The 17,426-nt window shown below is 70.1% G+C and carries 12 protein-coding genes and 1 pseudogene; 7 read left to right on the top strand and 6 right to left on the bottom strand.

Annotation, left to right across the window (positions count from 1 at the left end):
- The 7 genes and pseudogenes from IEY91_RS32135 to IEY91_RS32105 all read left to right on the top strand — a co-directional run bounded on the left by IEY91_RS32135 (position 1) and on the right by IEY91_RS32105 (position 6,036).
- Entirely contained in the window at positions 1 to 204 is a 204-nt protein-coding gene (locus IEY91_RS32135) for an MbtH family protein (RefSeq protein WP_164327207.1), read from the top strand.
- Between the two features lie 82 nt (positions 205 to 286).
- Complete coding sequence (lat, locus tag IEY91_RS32130; RefSeq protein WP_164327208.1) at positions 287 to 1,612, top strand: L-lysine 6-transaminase; 1,326 nt, start codon at positions 287 to 289, stop codon at positions 1,610 to 1,612.
- Complete coding sequence (locus IEY91_RS32125) at positions 1,609 to 2,358, top strand: thioesterase II family protein (RefSeq protein WP_164327209.1); 750 nt, start codon at positions 1,609 to 1,611, stop codon at positions 2,356 to 2,358. The genes lat and IEY91_RS32125 overlap by 4 nt, the downstream gene beginning before the upstream one ends.
- Positions 2,358 to 3,537: pseudogene (locus IEY91_RS32120) on the top strand (NAD(P)/FAD-dependent oxidoreductase). Before IEY91_RS32125 ends, IEY91_RS32120 begins: the two are co-directional and overlap by 1 nt.
- A 100-nt stretch (positions 3,538 to 3,637) precedes the next feature.
- Positions 3,638 to 4,543 (top strand): trypsin-like serine peptidase, encoded by a 906-nt coding sequence (locus IEY91_RS32115; protein ID WP_189176683.1) that lies wholly within the window; start codon positions 3,638 to 3,640, stop codon positions 4,541 to 4,543.
- Between the two features lie 87 nt (positions 4,544 to 4,630).
- The gene (locus tag IEY91_RS32110) at positions 4,631 to 5,266 is read left to right on the top strand and encodes a hypothetical protein (RefSeq protein WP_189176682.1); all 636 of its coding nucleotides are present in this window, start codon (positions 4,631 to 4,633) and stop codon (positions 5,264 to 5,266) included.
- 284 nt (positions 5,267 to 5,550) lie between these two features.
- Positions 5,551 to 6,036 carry a phospholipase gene (locus IEY91_RS32105; protein WP_164327213.1) on the top strand — a complete coding sequence of 162 codons (486 nt, stop codon included), beginning with the start codon at positions 5,551 to 5,553 and terminating at the stop codon, positions 6,034 to 6,036.
- A gap of 119 nt (positions 6,037 to 6,155) precedes the next feature.
- On the opposite strand, the gene sbnB is transcribed toward IEY91_RS32105, so the two are convergent.
- The 6 genes from sbnB to IEY91_RS32075 all read right to left on the bottom strand — a co-directional run bounded on the left by sbnB (position 6,156) and on the right by IEY91_RS32075 (position 17,400).
- Positions 6,156 to 7,166 carry a 2,3-diaminopropionate biosynthesis protein SbnB gene (gene sbnB / locus IEY91_RS32100; RefSeq protein ID WP_189176681.1) on the bottom strand — a complete coding sequence of 337 codons (1,011 nt, stop codon included), beginning with the start codon at positions 7,164 to 7,166 and terminating at the stop codon, positions 6,156 to 6,158.
- A complete protein-coding gene (sbnA, locus tag IEY91_RS32095; protein ID WP_229697365.1) occupies positions 7,148 to 8,149 on the bottom strand; it encodes a 2,3-diaminopropionate biosynthesis protein SbnA in 1,002 nt (333 codons plus the stop codon). The genes sbnB and sbnA overlap by 19 nt, the downstream gene beginning before the upstream one ends.
- Before the next feature lie 11 nt (positions 8,150 to 8,160).
- Entirely contained in the window at positions 8,161 to 9,141 is a 981-nt protein-coding gene (locus tag IEY91_RS32090; protein WP_189176679.1) for an ornithine carbamoyltransferase, read from the bottom strand.
- Between the two features lie 108 nt (positions 9,142 to 9,249).
- Complete coding sequence (locus IEY91_RS32085; RefSeq protein ID WP_189176678.1) at positions 9,250 to 12,537, bottom strand: non-ribosomal peptide synthetase; 3,288 nt, start codon at positions 12,535 to 12,537, stop codon at positions 9,250 to 9,252.
- The gene (locus tag IEY91_RS32080) at positions 12,524 to 13,399 is read right to left on the bottom strand and encodes a 3-hydroxyacyl-CoA dehydrogenase family protein (protein ID WP_164327218.1); all 876 of its coding nucleotides are present in this window, start codon (positions 13,397 to 13,399) and stop codon (positions 12,524 to 12,526) included. The genes IEY91_RS32085 and IEY91_RS32080 overlap by 14 nt, the downstream gene beginning before the upstream one ends.
- Positions 13,396 to 17,400 (bottom strand): condensation domain-containing protein, encoded by a 4,005-nt coding sequence (locus IEY91_RS32075; RefSeq protein WP_189176677.1) that lies wholly within the window; start codon positions 17,398 to 17,400, stop codon positions 13,396 to 13,398. Before IEY91_RS32075 ends, IEY91_RS32080 begins: the two co-directional genes overlap by 4 nt.
- Positions 17,401 to 17,426 lie beyond the last annotated feature (26 nt).

Genomic DNA, 17,426 nt, shown 5'->3' with positions numbered 1-17,426 from the left:
ATGTCCGAAGCGCCCCTCTACGACGTCGTCCGCAACGACGAAGAGCAGTACTCCCTCTGGCAGGCCGACCGTGACCTGCCCCTGGGCTGGCACCGCGAGGGCACCCGCGGCACCCGCGAGGAGTGCGTCGCGCACATCGACAGCGTCTGGACGGACATCCGGCCGCGCAGCGTGCGCGAGCGCCAGCAAGCGGCGCGGACCTGACCGCATGCCCGCCACACGACCTGACAGCACGCCCAGCGCACGACACCTGCACACCCACCGATCACAGGACAAGGGGACAGTCATGAGCGAGGCCGGGATCGATCTGCTGCGCGACCACGTCAGCGGGGACTTCGGAGACATCATCCTGGACGTCCGCGCCAGCCAGGGTTGCTGGCTGGTGGACGAGCGGGACGGCTCCCGCTACCTGGACATGTCGATGTTCTACGCATCCGCGCCGCTCGGCCACAACCATCCCGCGCTGCACGGCGACGACGCACTCGACGAGGCGTTCCTCGCCGCGGCCCGGATGAAGCCCGCCAACCCCGACTACGGCACGCGGGAACAGGCCCAGTTCGTCGCGGAGTTCCTGGGCCTGCTCGGCTCCGACGACATGCCCTACCTCTTCTTCATCGACGGCGGCGCACTCGCCGTGGAGAACGCGCTGAAGGTCGCCTTCGACTGGAAGACGCAGCACAACGCGGCCCGCGGCATCGCCGTGCGCGGCTCGCGCGCCCTGCACCTGGAGAAGGCCTTCCACGGGCGCAGCGGCTACACGATGTCGCTGACCAACACCGACCCGTCCAAGATCCGGGACTTCCCCGTCTTCGACTGGCCGCGTATCCCGAGCCCCGCCGTCAACGACATGAGCCGGTGGGACGAGCCCGAGCTCCTCGCCGAGGAGCAGGCCGCTCTGGAGGCCGCCGCTGCCGCCTTCTACCGGTACGCGGATGAGATCGCCTGCTTCGTCTTCGAGCCGATCCAGGGCGAGGGCGGCGACCGCCACCTGCGTCCGCAGTTCCTCAAGGCGATGGCGGAGCTGTGCCGCGAGAACGACGCGCTGCTCGTCGCCGACGAGGTGCAGAGCGGCTTCGGCATCACCGGTGAGGCCTGGGCGAGCGACGCCCTCGGCGTGCGCCCCGACGTGATCGCCTTCGGCAAGAAGACGCAGGTGTGCGGAGTCCTTGGCGGCCGCAGGGTGCTCGAGGTGGAGAACAGCGCGTTCCGTACGTCGAGCAGGCTCAGCTCCACCTGGGGCGGCAACCTGGTCGACATGGTCCGGGCCACGCGGATCCTCCAAGTCGTGCGCGAGGAGAACCTGTTCGAGAACGTCAAGCAGACCGGCGCCTACCTGCTCGGCCAGCTCCGCGAGATCGCCGACGAGTACCCGGACCTGGTGACCGACCCGCGCGGCCGCGGACTGATGTGCGCCATCACGCTCGCCGACGGCGCGCTGCGCGACGAGGTCCTCCAGCGGGCGCTCAGCAGCCACAGTGTGATCTTCCTCGGCTCGGGCGAGCGGGAGCTGCGCTGGCGTCCGCCGCTGTCGGTGACCGAGACCGAACTCGCCCTGGGCGTGAGCGCGTTGCGCGCCGTCCTGAAGGACGTGGCGGCGGAGGGCCGGAAGTGAGCCGCGTCGCCCGACCACAAGCCCGCCCCTGGGCTGCCCGGCGGCTCGTGTGCCTGAGCTTCGCCGGCGGCGGAACGGTTTCCTTCCGGCCGTGGGCGCGGCTGCTGCCGATCGACGTGGAGCTGCGCACCCTGTGCTATCCGGGCCGCGAGTTCCGCTTCGGCGACGAGATCACCGGCGGCTGGGAGGGCTTCGTCGCCGACTGCGCGGACGCCGTCGCCACCGAAGTGCGCTCCCCGTATGTGCTGTACGGGCACAGCATGGGCGCGCTGCTCGCGTACGAGACGGCGCGGCTTCTCCAGGAGCGGGGCGCCGAGGGTCCGGAGAGCCTGGTGCTGTCCGGGCACATCGCGCCGCAGCACTGGACCGGGGTCCGGACGGCGAAGCTCGCCACCGCCTCCGACGAGGAGTTGGCGGCCTCGCTGGAGGCCGGCGGCGGCGTACCGCGGTCCGTGCTCGACGACCCCGATCTGCTGTTGATGGCGGTCGACCTGTTGCGCATGGACATGGCCGCCTACGCCGAGTACGAGTTCCGGCCGGGCCCCCGGCTGCGCGCGGGCATCCACCTCATGGTGGGCGAGCAGGAACTGACGCCCGCGCATGAGGGCTGGGCGGAGCTGACGGACGGGCCGTACTCGCAGGAGCTCCTGCCGGGCGGGCACTTCTTCACCCCGCGGGTCTGGGGCGCGCTGCCCCGCCACATGCCCACGTTCGCCGCCGACGGCGCGGCAGGGCTGGCCAGCTGATGGGGACGAGGGCCTCGGCGCGGGAGCTCCCGCCCGCCGCGGAGGTGGTGATCGTGGGGGGCGGTGTCGTGGGCACCAGCATCGCCTTCCACCTCGCCGAGGCCGGCGTCCGGGACGTGCTGCTGCTCGAGCGCGGCGCGCTGGGTTCGGGGTCCACGAGCAAGGCGGCGGGAGGTGTCCGTGGACAGTTCTCGGACGCCGTCAACATCCAGCTCGGGGTCCGCAGCCTGGAGCTGTTCCAGGACTTCCGCGACCGGCCGGGCCAGGAGATCGACCTGCACCGGGAGGGCTATCTCTTCTTGCTCACGCGACCGGAGGACGTGGCGGCGTTCGAACGCAACGTGGCCGTGCAGAACGCCCTGGGCGTCCCCAGCCGCCTGCTGGACGCCGCCGAGGCCCGCGAGCTGTCCCCGCTGATCTCGACGGACGGCGTGCTGGCCGCGGCGTACTCGCCCGAGGACGGCTACTGCTCGCCGGAATCGGTGGTCCTCGGGTACGCGGCGGCCGCGCGCCGGCACGGCGCCCGCCTGGTGACGGGATGTCACGTCACGGGCATGGAGCGTGCGGCGACCGCATCCGGCGCCGGCACAGTGGTCACCGACCGCGGCACGGTCACGGCGAACACCGTGATCTGCGCCGCCGGGGCCTGGTCGGCGGCCATCGGGGCGATGGCGGGGATCGACCTTCCCGTTAGGCCGTACCGGCGCCAGATCCTCGTCACCGGTCCGCTGCGGGACGCGCCCTCACGCATCCCCCATGACGATCGACTTCTCGACCAGCTTCTACTTCCACGGAGAGGGCCAGGGCGTACTGCTCGGCATGTCGGACCCCGACGAGACCCCGGGCTTCGACCTGTCCCGCACGGACGCCTGGCTGCCCCGGCTCTCCGAAGCCATGTCCGTGCGGGCCCCGCGGCTCCTCGAAGCGGACATCGCCACGGGATGGGCCGGGCTCTACGAAGTCACCCCGGACCACAACGCGCTCATCGGAGAAGCACCGGGAGACGGCCGCTTCCTGTACGCGACCGGCTTCTCCGGCCACGGCTTCCTGCAGGGACCCGCGGTGGGTGAGGTCGTCCGCGACCTCTACCTGGGGCGGCGGCCGTTCGTCGACGTCTCGGCCCTGTCCGCCGAGCGGTTCGCCCACAACGCGCCACGAAAGGAACTCAACTGTGTCTGATGACCGGAGAGAATCCGTGCCCCGACGGAGCCCTCGCCCTCGGCGAAGAGCCCGCCTGGGAACGATCCTGGCCGCCCTGGCCGTGGCGGCCTCCGGGCTCGTGGCCGCCACACCCGCCCAGGCATCGGCCGCCGACGACCCGGGAGTCGTCAGCCGCTCCGCCGTGATTGACGTACCAGGAGCGGAAGGCGGCACCGCCGCGCAGAAAGAGCAGGCGCTGCTCGACTACTGGACGCCGGAGCGGGTGCGCCGCGCCACCGGCGAGAAGAAGGCAGGACCGAAGGCACCCGCCGTCAAGGGCACCGACCCGCGCATCGCCGCCGCGGTGGACGGGCCGTACTCCACCGCCGTCGGCAAGCTCGTCTTCCAGCACGCCAACGGGAAGCTGGACCACTGCAGCGCGACCGCTGTCGACAGCGACTCCGAGATCCTCGTCCTGACGGCCGCGCACTGCCTCCACGAGGGGCCGGGCGGCACCTGGACGAAGAACGTCGTCTTCATCCCGGCCCGCCACGACGGCAACGAGCCGTTCGGCAGGTTCCCGGCCTGGAACGTCGCCACGTCGTCGCTTTGGAGCAGCGGTTCCAAGCCGGACTGGGAGCACGACTACGGCATGGTCATCACCAACGACAACGCCAAGGGGCAGACGGTGGTCGACGCCGCGGGCGGCTACCAGATCGTGCCCGACGCCCGCACCGGCGAAGAGGTGTCGATCATGGGGTACTCCGGGCCGCCGTACAGCGGTGAACGCCAGGAGTTCTGCCAGGACTTGATCGAGCCCACCGTGCCGCCCCTGAACATGTGGCAGGTCGAGTGCTCCAACATGACGCCGGGGTCCAGTGGTTCCCCCTGGCTGCTGGACTACAACTACGACACCGGCACCGGCTACATCGGCGGCCTGAACAGCGTCTCCGACACCCAGGGCTTCATGGCGTCACCGCGCTTCGACGCCAAGACGGGGGAGTTCGTCGCGCTGGTGGAGCAAATCGCCGCCGCACGGCCCTAGTTGGGGACACACAAACCGTATTCTGCACCGCGCACGGGCATACCCCACGTGCGTGGCCGTGCCCCACACACTCGGAGGAGCGAAGCCATGGGGGAGAGCGAATTCCGGCTGCCGCCGACCAACCCCGATGGCGGCTGGGCGCGGGTGCGTGAACCGTTGCCCGCACCCGCGCTCGACCTCACGGCCCCGCCGACCGTCATCGCTCGTCCCATCGCCACAGTCGAGCTGCGCACCCAACTGCTCGCCCCGCCTGCGGCAGGGCACCCGGCGGAACCCTCGATGGAGCGGGACCGTCGAGGCGTCGCGCGCTACGGGCTGCGAATGCTGCTGTCCGGCGCGCTGGGGGCCGACCCCGAAGACGTCGTGATCGACGACGAGGCGTGCCCGCACTGCGGCGTCGTCCATGACTGCACGGCCGCCGCACCGGGCGCCGGTCCCGCCCCCGTGCACTTCGCGTCCCTCATACATCGCGGACTCGCCGTGCACGCACTCGCGGACACCCCGGTCGGCCTCGGCCTGGCGGTGCCTGACGGGCCTGCCCGTGAGGCGATGCTGCGGGCCCGCAAGCCGGCCCGGCTGGCGGCGGGCGCGGGGGCTGTCGCCCGCGGTTCGTGCGCCGCGCCACGAACAGCCGCCGTGGCACGAGCTGTTGAGTACGTCGACGTGCCCCAGGAGCAGGTGCGCGTCGTGTCCGTCGTGTGGCAGGAACGCCACCGCCCCTGAGCGGTCCGAACTCGCCCGCGTCTGCGGCTGGTTCGTCGCTCTCCTCGATGTCCGCGCGGAGTCCGGGACCAACCCGGGCCGATGACCAAGACGCTGTCCGGAGTCGGATCGGCCGCGTCGGCCACCGGCACGCACGCTCCGCGCGGCGCACGGCCACTGGTCGACAGATCAGTGGAGATCACTGAAAGCCGGGGGATGCCCTCGGCGTCGCGCCGTGCATCCAGCACGGCTCGCCCGCACCACCTCTCATGACGGTCAATGCCACCCCCACAGGAGGAAACTTCATGCGTCGTCGACTTACCGCCCTCGCCGTGAGCGCCGCTTCTCTCACCCTGGGCATAGGAGTCGCTGCCGCCCCGGCGTCCGCCGTTCCGGCGGACAAGGCGCAGGTGCTCAGCCGCTGGACCCAGACCGACGCCGGCAGCTACAACACCTGGTCCTCGGCCCGCGCCAACCAGGGCGCCTGGAGCGCGTACAAGTTCAACTGGAGCACGGACTACTGCTCCTCGTCCCCCGACAACCCGTTCGGCTTCCCCTTCGAGAAGTCCTGTGCCCGCCATGACTTCGGGTACCGCAACTACAAGGAGATGGGCACCTTCGACGCCAACAAGGCCCGGATCGACAGCGCCTTCTACGCAGACCTGAAGCGCGTGTGCTCCGCCTACAGCGGGGCCAAGAAGGTCTCATGCGACGCCCTGGCCTGGACGTACTACCAGGCCGTCGACAAGCTCGGCCGCTCCGCCGCCGTGGACAGCGGGGCCGCGGCCTGACCCGTCACTGACTAGGGGAGGGCGGGTGGCCCGGCGCGTCCGGATCACCCGCCCTCTTCACCACCGGCAAGCGGCCGTGGTCCCTTCCTTCCACCGGTCCCGCTGTCGGCCCGGGTTCACTACTGCCAGCGCTCGGTCTCTGCGAAGAAATCGCCGATCGGGGTCGTACGCCCCGACTCCACCGCGCGCCGGTAGACGAAGGAGCCGACGGCCAGGTCGAGGATGCCCAGGCCGAAGGGGGAGAAGATGCGTGGCTTGTCGGGGGCGAATTGCAGTTTGCCGAGCATGGCCTGGGCCAGGGTTCCGGTGATGAAGTCGCGGTGGCCGCAGGCCTGTTCGGCCAGGTGCGGGGAGGTCTGTGCGGTCAGGCAGTGGTCGATGTCGTCGACCACATTGTGCGAGGCCAGGATGATCTCGGGAGCGATGTCGCGCAGCGAGATGTTGAGCACCGTCTGCCCGGCGGAGAAGACGTCATTGCCGGTGATGTAGGGAGCGGCGGCCGTCGTTGCCAGGACGACCAGGTCGGCACCGCGCACTGCGGACTCGAGGCTGTCCATCCGCGTCGCGGGAATCCCCAGCGTCTCGCGGGAGTACGACGCCAGCGCGTCCGCGTAGCCGGACACTCGGTCGTGCACCGTGAACTCGCCGATCTGCCACTGCTCGGCGGCGAAGAATTCCAGGATGTTGCGCGCGATCACACCGGCCCCGACGACTGCGATGCGGGACGCCCGGGTGGTTCCGTGCAGGGTCGCGGCGCCCAGCACGCAAGAGGCCGCGGTGCGGGCGGCACTGATCTGGGACGCCTCCAGGCAGGCGACCGGGTAGCCGGTGGCGTAGTCGTTCAGCAGGAGGACGGCTGAGGCCCGGGGGATGTTGCGGGCGACGTTGTCCGGGTAGCTCGCTATCCACTTGATGCCTGCCACGTCTTGGTCGCCGCCGAGATACGCAGGCAGCGCGATGATCCGCGCCGAGGGTTTCTCTGGAAACCGTAGGAAGTAGCTGTTGGGGTTGACTGACTGCCCCGAATCGTGTGTCAGGTAGGCCTCTTTGACGACCTGGAAGATGTCATGGCGTGACTCGGAGATGACCGAGCGGGCCACCGTGCCGCTGACTACATCGAATGTGAACAAGGGGATTCCTTCTCGGGGTGCTGTGGGTGCGTGAGCGCCTCGAAAACGTGTGTGGGATCGATGCCGAAACGAGCGGCGACCCAGTCGTCGTCGTACACGCTGGAGAGATAGCGCTCGCCCATGTCCGGCGCGAGGGCCACCACCCGCGAGCCGGGCGGGATGTCGGGCGCAGCGCGCTGAACCGCCGTGAACACCGAGCCGGTCGAGCCGCCGACCAGCAGCCCGTGCCGCAGGGCGAGCAGCCGGCAGGTGCGCACCGCATCGGTCTCCTGCACCAGCACCACCTCATCGACCAGGTCGGGGCGGCAGATCTCGGGAGTCCTGCTGGTGCCGAGTCCGGGAATGTGGCGAGGGCCGGCGGCGGTGCCGAATGTGACCGAGCCGAGCGTGTCGACGGCGAAGATCCTCGTGCGGGGCGAGACCTCGCGGAAGTAGGTGGCGCAGCCGGTGAGGGTGCCGGTCGAGCCCGCGCCCACGAACAGGAAGTCCACGGTCGGTATCTCGGCGAGGATCGACGCTGCCGTACGCCTCTCGTGGGCCTTGGCGTTGGCTGGGTTGGCGTACTGGTTCGGCCAGACCAGCAGGGGGTCATTCGCCAGCATGTGTTGTATGTGGGCGATCCGTGTGCCCAGGAAGCCCCCGTTGGCGTCCTGTTGGTCCACCACCGCTACACGCGCGCCGAGAGCACGCATCAACGCCACATTGTGCGGTGCGGCGTTGACGTCGGTCACGCAGGTGAAGGCGTAGCCCTTCGCGGCGCAAACCGTGGCCAGGGCGACGCCAAGGTTGCCCGATGAGGACTCGACGACGCATCCGCCCGGGGACAGAAGCCCGCGCCGCTCGGCGTCTTCGATCAGCTCGACCGCCGGCTTGAGCTTCACGGAACCGGCCGGGTTCAGTCCCTCGATCTTCAGATACAGCTCGCTTCCCGGCAGCACGTCAGAGAATCTCAGGAATATGTCGTCGGTAACCAGGTCGTACACGGAGTCCCTGATCACTGGCTTCCCCGGCGCGGCTGCGCCAGAGCCTCCAGAACCGCCATGGCGCTGGTGAGTTTCATCTCCGCCTGGGTCCAGGCAAGCGACCGGTCGCCCTCCAGCACCTCGGAGGAGATCTCGTCACCGCGATGGGCCGGCAGGTCGTGCATGAGGACGGCATCCGGCCAGCGGCTCATGAACGTCGTGTCGATGTACAGGTAGCGGAATTCCTCACGCCAGTTCACGTTGGGCTTCGACGTTCCAGTGGTCTGCCAGCGCGTTGTGTACACCACGTCGACGGCGTCGGGTGCCTCGTCGAGCGAGTGGATTTGCCGGATGGAGGAGCTGTGCTCGGCGGCCCGGGCGCGGGCGCCTGCGAGTTCGGCCTCGGGCACGCCGTAGCCAGGCGGGGTGAGCAGGGTCAACTCGATGCCGGCATAGTGAGCAAGGCCGTGTGCCAAGGCGACGGCACTGTTGTTGCCCTCGCCGACGTACAACACCTTGATGTTGTCCAGGGTGCCGAAGTGAAGAGTCATGGTGGCGAGGTCGCAGATGCCCTGGGTGGGGTGCTCCTCCTGGCCCATGGCATTGACCACGGGGATGCAGCCGTACTGGGAGAGGGTCTTCAGCTGGGCCACGGGACCTGAGGTGCGTGCGACGAGGACGTCGAGCATGCGCCCGAGGACACGCCCTGTGTCCTCCAGAGACTCGCCCGTTTTGAGCTGGAGGTCGTCCGGACCGTAGCTGATGACTTGACCGCCGAGGCGCAGCGCCGCGGTGGTGAAGGCCGTACGAGTGCGGGTGGACGTCCTGGTGAACAGGATTCCGGCGATCTTTCCGCGCAACGGATCGTCGTGGACCGTCCGGTCGGCGAAGAATTCGCAGGACCGGCGCACTAGTTGATCAAGATCTTTGTCCTCCAGATCGGCCAGGGAGAAGACTCCCGACTCCCGAGCACGCTCAGGCGGCCCCAATGAGTGTCGGCCCGCTGTCACCATGTCTCATATCTCCTGTAAGTGCGTGTAGTTGAAGCCCTGCCAACTGCCCCCGGTCAGCCCGCCGCGCACGGGCAGCGTGTTGTGGAACAGGCCGCCAGCAGCACGGCGTCAGCCGCGACCGCGGACAGCGGGGGTGAGGCGCGCGGCACGGCGGGCACGGCTCGCGGCGCGTTCATCGCGCCTGCGCTCCCGCAGCGCCGCGCGGACCTGGCCGACGGTCGCCGTGTCGTCGGCCAGTGCCGTCAGGGCGTGACAGAACAGGTCGACGAGGTCCGCGGCGCGCTCCGGGCTGACGCGGACGGTGTCGTGGTTGAGTGCGATGTCAAGCCGGTCCTCCTCCGGGGCGACCGAGAGGGTGACGGGAAGCTCGGTCTGCTCCAGCATCTCCGCGCGGGCCACGTAGAGCCCCGGCAGTTTGGTGGCCAGGTCGGCGAAGGGGAAGTTCGACACGATGACGGATGTGTCGAAGAGCTCGGACGAGCTGGCCCGTCCGCTCCACCTGGCGATCCGGGCGAGCGGCGTATGGATGTGTCCCTGGACCTGGTGCAGCGACTGCTGCACATCCCTGCAGAACGTGCCCACCGGCAGGGTGGCGGGCAACCGGATACGCAGCGGCACGGTGTTGATGAACATGCCGACCATGCGGTCCACGTCGTCGAGCTCCACGGGGCGACCGGACCCCACGCTGCCGAACGCCACATCCTCCGTGTCCGTCTCCGCTGCGAGAGTGATCGCCCAAGCCGTGTGGACCATGCCACCGAGCGTCACGCCAAGGCGTTGCGCCGTCTCCCGCAGCCGTGTGGTCTCCGCGGCCGACACCTGGGCCATGTGATCCTGGTGCCGCGCCGGCCCGTTCGTTTGCGGGGCGAACGGCACCGCGGCGAAGTCGGCAAGACTCCGCGTCCAGAACTCCCGGGAGGCGTCCGGGTCCTGCTGGGCGATCCACCGCGCGAAGGTCCCGAAGTCCGGTGCCGGCTGTCTGCTGCGGCCCTGTGACGGCGAGACGTAGTCGTCCAGCACCTCACCGAGGAGGATGGGCAGGGACCAGCCGTCAAGCAGGAGGTGGTGGTTCGTCCAGACGAAGGCCCACCGGCCGGGAGCAAGGCGGGCCACGGCGAGCCGCATCAGCGGCCCTTCACTCAGGTCGAAACCCTGCTGCCGGTCCTGGGACACGAAGGCGTCGAGTCGGGCGTCGGCGTCTTCGGCGTCCGTGAAATCCAGCCGCGTGACGGGCAGGTCCCGCGCGGCGGGCACCACGAACAACGGGCGGGGCACATCCCGCCACACGCACGCGCCCCGGAGCACGCCGTGCCGGTCGACCGCCGCCTGCCAGGCCCGTACGAAGGCGTCCCGGTCCAGCTCTCCTTCGAGCACACACACGAGTTGCTCCACGTAGACGCCGCTGCCTGCCGCACCGCCCTCGGCCAGACTACGGAAGAGCATTCCCTCCTGCGTCGGCGTCAGTGGCCACACCGCCGTTGGTTCCCCCCAACGCCGGGCCCAATCACGCACGGCAGCCACCGAAGCAGTTCCCTGCTCGTGGACCAGGGGGTGTCGTGCGTGCTCGGGTGCCGTCTCCGACGGGTTCCCGCCCGGGGAGGCGATCGTGGCGAGGGCGCGGATCGTCTGATGCTCCAGCAGGTCCTGGAACTCCGCCACCACACCGGCCTTCCGCGCCCGTGCCAGCATCCTGATGGCGAGGATCGAGTCGCCGCCGAGAGTGAAGTAGTTGTCGTCGATGCCCACCTGGTCCACGCCCAGGACGTCGGACCACACCTCGGCGAGGACCTCCTCTGCCCGGTTGCGCGGGGCCGCGAATTCCGGCCCGGAGGCCGTCCGTTCGCCGAGGGGTTCCGGCAGCCGGTCGCGGTCCAGCTTTCCGTTCGGGGTCAGCGGGAACGCGTCGAGAACGACAACCGCCGTGGGCACCAGGTAGTCGGGGAGTTCCCCGGCCACATGCCGCCGCAGTTCGGCCGGATCCGGGTCAGCTCCGTCTGCCGCCACGGCATAGGCGACGAGGCGCTTGTTGCCGGGCTGATCCTCCCGGGCCGTCACCACGCTGGCCGCGACAGTGACGTGCCGGTTCAGTACGGTCTCGACTTCGCGCGGCTCGACCCGGAATCCGCGGATCTTGACCTGCTCGTCCGCCCGGCCCAGGAACTCCAGATTCCCATCTGGCCGCCAGCGGACGATGTCGCCCGTGCGGTACATGCGTTCGCCCGGCTCGCCGTAGGGACAGGGAACGAACCGTTCGGCGGTCTGAGCCGGCTGTCCCAGGTAGCCCCGGGCAAGTCCGGCACCGGCAATGAAGAGCTCACCTTCTTCGCCGACTGGCACCGGGCGCATGCCACTGGCCAGGACATACACACGCGTGTTCAGCATGGGACGGCCGATCGGCGGGGTGGCCGTTCCGGCGGTGACCTCGGTGGCCACAGCGTCCACAGTGGCTTCAGTGGGGCCGTAGGCGTTGAACATCCGGCGCCCGGGCGCCCATTGCGAGACCAGTTCGGCTGTGAGCACGTCACCTGCCGTGGCGATCGTCTTCAAAGACGGGTACCTGGCTGGTGGCAGCGCGGCGAGGACCTGGGGCGGAATCGTGACGTGGGTGGCACCTGTGCGCTCGATGAGCTCGCCCAGCTGATGCCCGGACAGGCAGTTCTGCGGGCGGATGATGAGAGCCGATCCCGACACCAGAGCCATCACTATGTCTCCGACCGAGCAGTCGAACTGGAAGGAGGCAAACTGGAGTACGCCGTCCCCCTCCGTGATGGCGAACCGCTCGATGTGGTCGGCCGCCAGGCTGGCCAGGCCCCGGTGCGACACGACGACGCCCTTGGGCGCGCCAGTCGATCCGGAGGTGTGAATGACATACGCCGCGTGATCCGGCATCAGTGGGGTGCTGCGCTCTGCGTCGTCCACGTCATGGGCGGGGTTGCGGGTGAGCAACTCGGCGGTGCCGGGGCTGTCCAGAATGATGGTTTCGACGTCCGCGGGGAGGCCGGGCGCGATCGCGTGGGTGGTCAGCGCCAGCAGCGGCCCGGCGGAGGCCAGCAGGCCGGCGATCCGGGAGGCCGGATACTCCGGATCGACCGGAACCCAGGCGGCACCGGCTTTCGTTACTGCCAGAATCGCAGTCAGCATCTCCGCTGAGCGCGGCAGCGCGAGCGCCACCAGTTCCTCGGGACCCGCGCCGTGGCCGATCAACAGCCGCGCCAGCCTATTGGCGCGTTCGTTCAACTCCCTATAGGTCAGTACCGTGGTGTTGTGCACGACTGCGGTGCTCTCGGGGGTGCGGAGACCCTGCGCCTCGAACAGCTGCGGAAACGTCATCGACAGCCCGCTGCGGCCCGTGTCATTCCACTCCACCAGTACTTCTTCGAGGTCAGGAGTAGTCATGGAAGCCCCTCCCCGTCTTGCGGCCGAAGTGGCCCGCGGCCACCAGATCGCGCAGGGCGGGCGGGGGCGTGTAGCGGCTGTCGCCTGTGTGTTCGCGCAGCACGGTCAGGGTGTCGTCCACGTTGTCCAGGCCGATCAGGTCCGCCGTGCGCAGCGGGCCCATCCGCTGGCCCAGGCAGCGCTCGAACAGCGCGTCCGTCGTCGCGGCGTCGGCCTTGCCGTCGCTCACCGCCGCAGCCGCTTCGACGATCGTCAGCATCATGACCCGGTTGATGACGAAGCCCGGTCCGTCCTGTACGACCAGCTGCTGTTTGCCGAGGCTGTCGAGCAGGCGGGCGGCGATGTCGAGCGTCTCGTCGCTGGTCCCCGGTGCGCGCACCACCTCGACGGTGTCCTTCAGCGGTGCCGGGTTCATGAAGTGCAGCCCGAGGACCTGACCGGGGCGGCCGGTGCGGGCGGCGAGCCCCGCGATCGGGATGGCGGAGGTGCAGGACGCGAGAATGGCGTCGGGCGGGGTGCAGCGGTCGAGTTCGGCGAAGATCTGTTCCTTGAGCTCCTGCCGCTCGGTGGCGCACTCGATGACGAATCCGACCTCGCCCAGCGCCTCCAGCCGGTCCGCCCAGCGGATCCGGTCCTGAGCTCCCGCGCTCACGGCCCGCTCGCCGCGGCCGAGCAGGGCGGCGAGCCGGATGCCGTCCTTGATGGCACCGCGCGCCCGCTCGGCGGTGGCGGCGTCCGGTTCCACGACCACCACGCGGTAGCCGGCCTGTGCGAGGGACTGGGACACCCCGCTTCCCATGGTGCCGGCGCCGACCACGCCGATGGACTCCGGGAGTTGCCGGTAGCTGTGGGTCTCGGTCATCGCGTGACCTCCGTGCTTTTGAGCGGCGCCTGGGTCTCCAGGAGAGGGGCGATCGGCTGCTCGGCGTCCTGTGCCTGTGCCAAGGCCCGCAGGAGCTCTTGGTAGGCGCTGACGAATCCTGTGGCGGTGTCGGCCGTGAACAGCTCGGTGCTGTATTCCAGGCCGCCGGTCAGGTCGGATCTGCCCTCCCGGTCGCTGGTGAGCAGCGTCAGGTCGTACTTGGCCGTGCCGACGGGCATCCCCTCGAAGAGGTTGATGGTGGTTTCCTGTTCGTCGAAGAAGCTGGTGCGGGCGATGCCGGGCAGCGTGTAGTGGGGCACGTCCTGGTGGACGTACGAGACATCGATGAGGGGATCCCGGCCGGGCTCGCGCTTGACGCGCAGCGCATGGACCACCCGGTCGAAGGGGATCTCCTGGTGGTCCATGGCATCGAGCACCGTCGCGCGCGTCTGGCGCAGGTAGTCGCCTAGACCCGCCTGCGGCGGCACCGCGCAGCGCAGTGCGAGCGTGCTGTTGACGTAGCCGATCATGTCCTGGATCGCGGAGTGATTGCGTCCGGAGGCCGGGGTGGCGACGATCAGGTCCCGCTGCCCGCTGAGGCGGGCGAGCAGCAGGTTGAAAGCCGACAGCAGGACGACGAAGAGCGTGACCGACTCCTCGGCCGCCAGTTTCCGCAGCCGTGCGACCACGGGTGCCTCGATGGTGAACGGGACCATGTCACCCTTGAACGACCTGCGGGTCGGACGCGGGTGGTCGGTGGGCAGGTCGAGCCGGGTGGCGTTGTGCAGCACCTTCCGCCAGTAGGCGATCTCGTGGTCGAGGAACGAGTCGGCGAGCAGCCGGCGCTGCCACAGCGCGTAGTCGCGGTATCGGATGGGCAAGGCGGGCAGTTGCGCGGGCCGCCCCTCGCGCCGTGCGACGTACAACTCGGGCAACTCCTGGCACAGAATGCGCGGAGACGCTCCATCGTTCACGGCGTGGTGCGTGGTGAGTTGCAGAACGTGCCGCTCGTGCGCGAGCCGGACCAGCAGGACCCGAAGGAGCGGGTCGGCTGCGAGATCGAAGCGCTGCTGCGCGGCCCGCGCGACGAGTTCCCGCGCGGCAGCCTGCGGGTCGGGGGCGTCCGAGACGTCGGTGAAGGTGAAGAAGTCGCCGGGATCAGGGCGGACGCACAGTTCGGGGGCGCTGTCGACCTCGACGAAATTGGAGCGCAGCGTCTCGTGCCGCATCACGAAGTCGTGCCACATCCCCCTGAACGCCTCGACATCCAGTGGGCCGTCGAGCTGACGCACCATCGGCCAGTTGTAGAGCGTGGTGTTCTTGTCGATCTCATGGTGGAACCACATGCGGTCCTGGCCGAAGGACATCACCATGTCGTCGCCGGGAACCAGCTCCGGCCGTGCCGCCGGGCCGCTGGGCCCCGGTGCAGGGGATCCGGCTGCGGCGGTGTGCGGCCCCGCGGATGACTGGACGAACCCGGCGAAGTCCTCGATCCGCGGGTACTCGTACAGGTCGAGGAGCCGGTGCCGGACTCCGAAGCGTTCCTCGACCCGGTTGATCACCTGCAGGGCGAGCAGCGAGTTGCCGCCAAGCTCGAAGAAGTCGCTGTCCGGTGTCGGCGCCGGTGTTCCCAGCAGCTCGCTGAGCATGTCGCAGAGCCAGCGGGTCGTGTCCGACGCGGAGGACGCCGACGGGGCGTGATCCGCGCTGGCCGGTTCCACGGAGCTTTCCGGCGGCCGCTTGTCCGGTACGGCGGTCTCTGGCACCGGCTGCGTGGCGTCCACTGTGTCGGACCCGGGGATCCAGCAGGGAACAGCCTCCATGGGGTGGCCGGGCAGCCGGACACGGGTGATCCGGGGCGCGGTTGGACCGATCGCGGACCAGTCCAGGTCGGCCCCGCCCTCGTACAGCGCCCCGAGCACGCCAAGGAGGTCGCTGTCGTCGGCGGCGATGGTGTGGCTCCGCACGCGGGCGTCGGACGCGAACCGTTCGCGCAGCAGAGCTCCCAGGCTGCCCTCCGGGGTGAGGTCGACGGCGACGGCCGGTCCTGCGTCAAGGAGTTGACCGATCACCTCAGCGAGCCGGTCGGGGTCCGGCGGTCCGGGATCCTTTCCGGCGGCCAGGTCCGCGGTGTCCGCCGACGTGAGTTCCTCGCGCAGATACCTGGCCAGGTACCGGGAGGCACCCGCGCCGACGACCGCGTCGGGGCGGATGCCACGGCGGCGCAGCTCCGTGACGGCGGCCAGTTGGGTGGACAGGATCCCGGAGGCGGCGCCGGTGGCCGGGAGTTCGGGCGGGAGCCCGGCCGGGTCGGCCACCGGCCCGGGAGACTCGGGGGACAGCAGGAGAACCAGTTGCGGGCGGACCTTTCGGGTCCTGGCGCCGCGGTCCGGGCTGTTCGTGTCCGGTTCGCCCGCGAGCCAGGTGGCTTGTGCCGCGAGCTGGAAAGCGAGCGAGTCGGTCGAGTCCGCGGACACGCTGACTCGGTGCTCGTAGTGCGTGCGGCCGTTGTTGAGGGTGTACACCACATCGTCGAAGGGTCGGGTCTCGCCGCGCAGCGCGACCGCGAGGTCGGCGCAGAGCCGCGCCAGGGCACTGCGGCTGCGGGCCGAAACCCCCACGAGCCGGGCGCGCCGCTGAGGGTCGGACCGCTCCGGGGTTTCTACGGCTGCCGCCGGCGGCTGCTGCACGACGCAGTGCGCGTTGGCGCCGCCGAGGCTGAAGGAGCTCACTCCGGCCAGCCGCTCCTCCGCGTCCCACGACCGGGCTTCAGTGATCATCTCCAGGTCGGCACCCCGCAGATCGACGCCGGGAGCAGGTTCGGTGAAGTGCAGTGAGGGGTAGAGCTCGGCGTCGCGCACGCTCAGCACGGCCTTCACCAGGGCCGCCACCCCGGCCGCGTTGTCCAGGTGTCCGATGGCCGACTTCACCGCGCCGACGGGCAGTGGTTGCGAGCGGCCTCGGAAGACCGTGCCAAGACCTTCCAGTTCCACCGCGTCACCCAGTGTGGTGCCGGAACCGTGCGCCTCCACGAACCCGGCCTTCTCCGGCTCCATCCCTGCCGCACGCCATGCCTGTCGGATGACCTGGGCATGGGCGGCGGCGCTCGGCGCGCTGATCGTGGCGGCCGCGCCGCCGTTGTGGCGGGCCGCGATCCCGCGGATCACCGCGTGCACGGGCAGGTGCTCGGCGCGGGCCCGCGCCAGCGTGGTCAGGAGCAGAGCCGCACCGCCTTCGCCCGCGACGGTGCCGTCGGCCGACGCGTCGAAGGATCGGCAGCGGTCACTGCTCGACGCGATCTCGGCGAACCCGCCGACCTGCGCCCGCGTGACGCCGTCGGGGCGCACGCTGACGCCTCCGGCCAGTGCGTACTCGGCGTCTCCGGCGGCCAGTTCACGGCAGGCGAGCCGGACGGCGAGCAGCGATCCGTTGCAGCCGCTGTCCAGGGAGTAGCACGGCCCGTCCAGGCACAGGGTGTGCGCGATCCGCGAGGTCAGGCCGAAGGGTGCGTTGCCCAGTGCGCCCAGGACGTCGGACAGGTCCAGGCGCGCCCCGTATCCGGACGACGTGGCGCTGAAGATCACGGCGGTGGACCGGCCGCGCAGCTTCCCGGGGCTGTGGCCGGCGTCTTCGATCGCCTGGTGAGCGAGAGTGAGGGCGATCCGGTGCTGGGGGTCGATCAGCGCGGCCTCGTGCCGGGTGAGTCCGAAGAACGCGTGGTCGAAGGTGTGGATGTCGTCCAGGTAGCCCATGGGCAGGTAGTCCGCCGCCGGGTCGAGTCCGGTGGCCGCCGCCCGCGCCGCGGGCATGGTGCGCACGCCGTCGTGGCCTGCACGGAGGTTGGCGCGGAAGGCGTTGAGGTCGTCGGCGCCCGGGAAACGTACGGCCATGCCCACGATGGCGATGTCGGTGTCCCGGGGGCCGACCCCCGCGGCCGGCTCCCGGGACCTGTGCGCCTCGCCCTGCCGGGTCGCGGTGCGCATCTGTGCTCCCCCGCTCATGCGGCCCCTCCGTTTCGTCTGCTTCG

Source organism: Streptomyces lasiicapitis, assembly GCF_014646335.1.
GTDB classification, from domain to species: Bacteria; Actinomycetota; Actinomycetes; order Streptomycetales; family Streptomycetaceae; genus Streptomyces; species Streptomyces lasiicapitis.
This window is presented reverse-complemented; position numbering and strand designations above follow the sequence as displayed.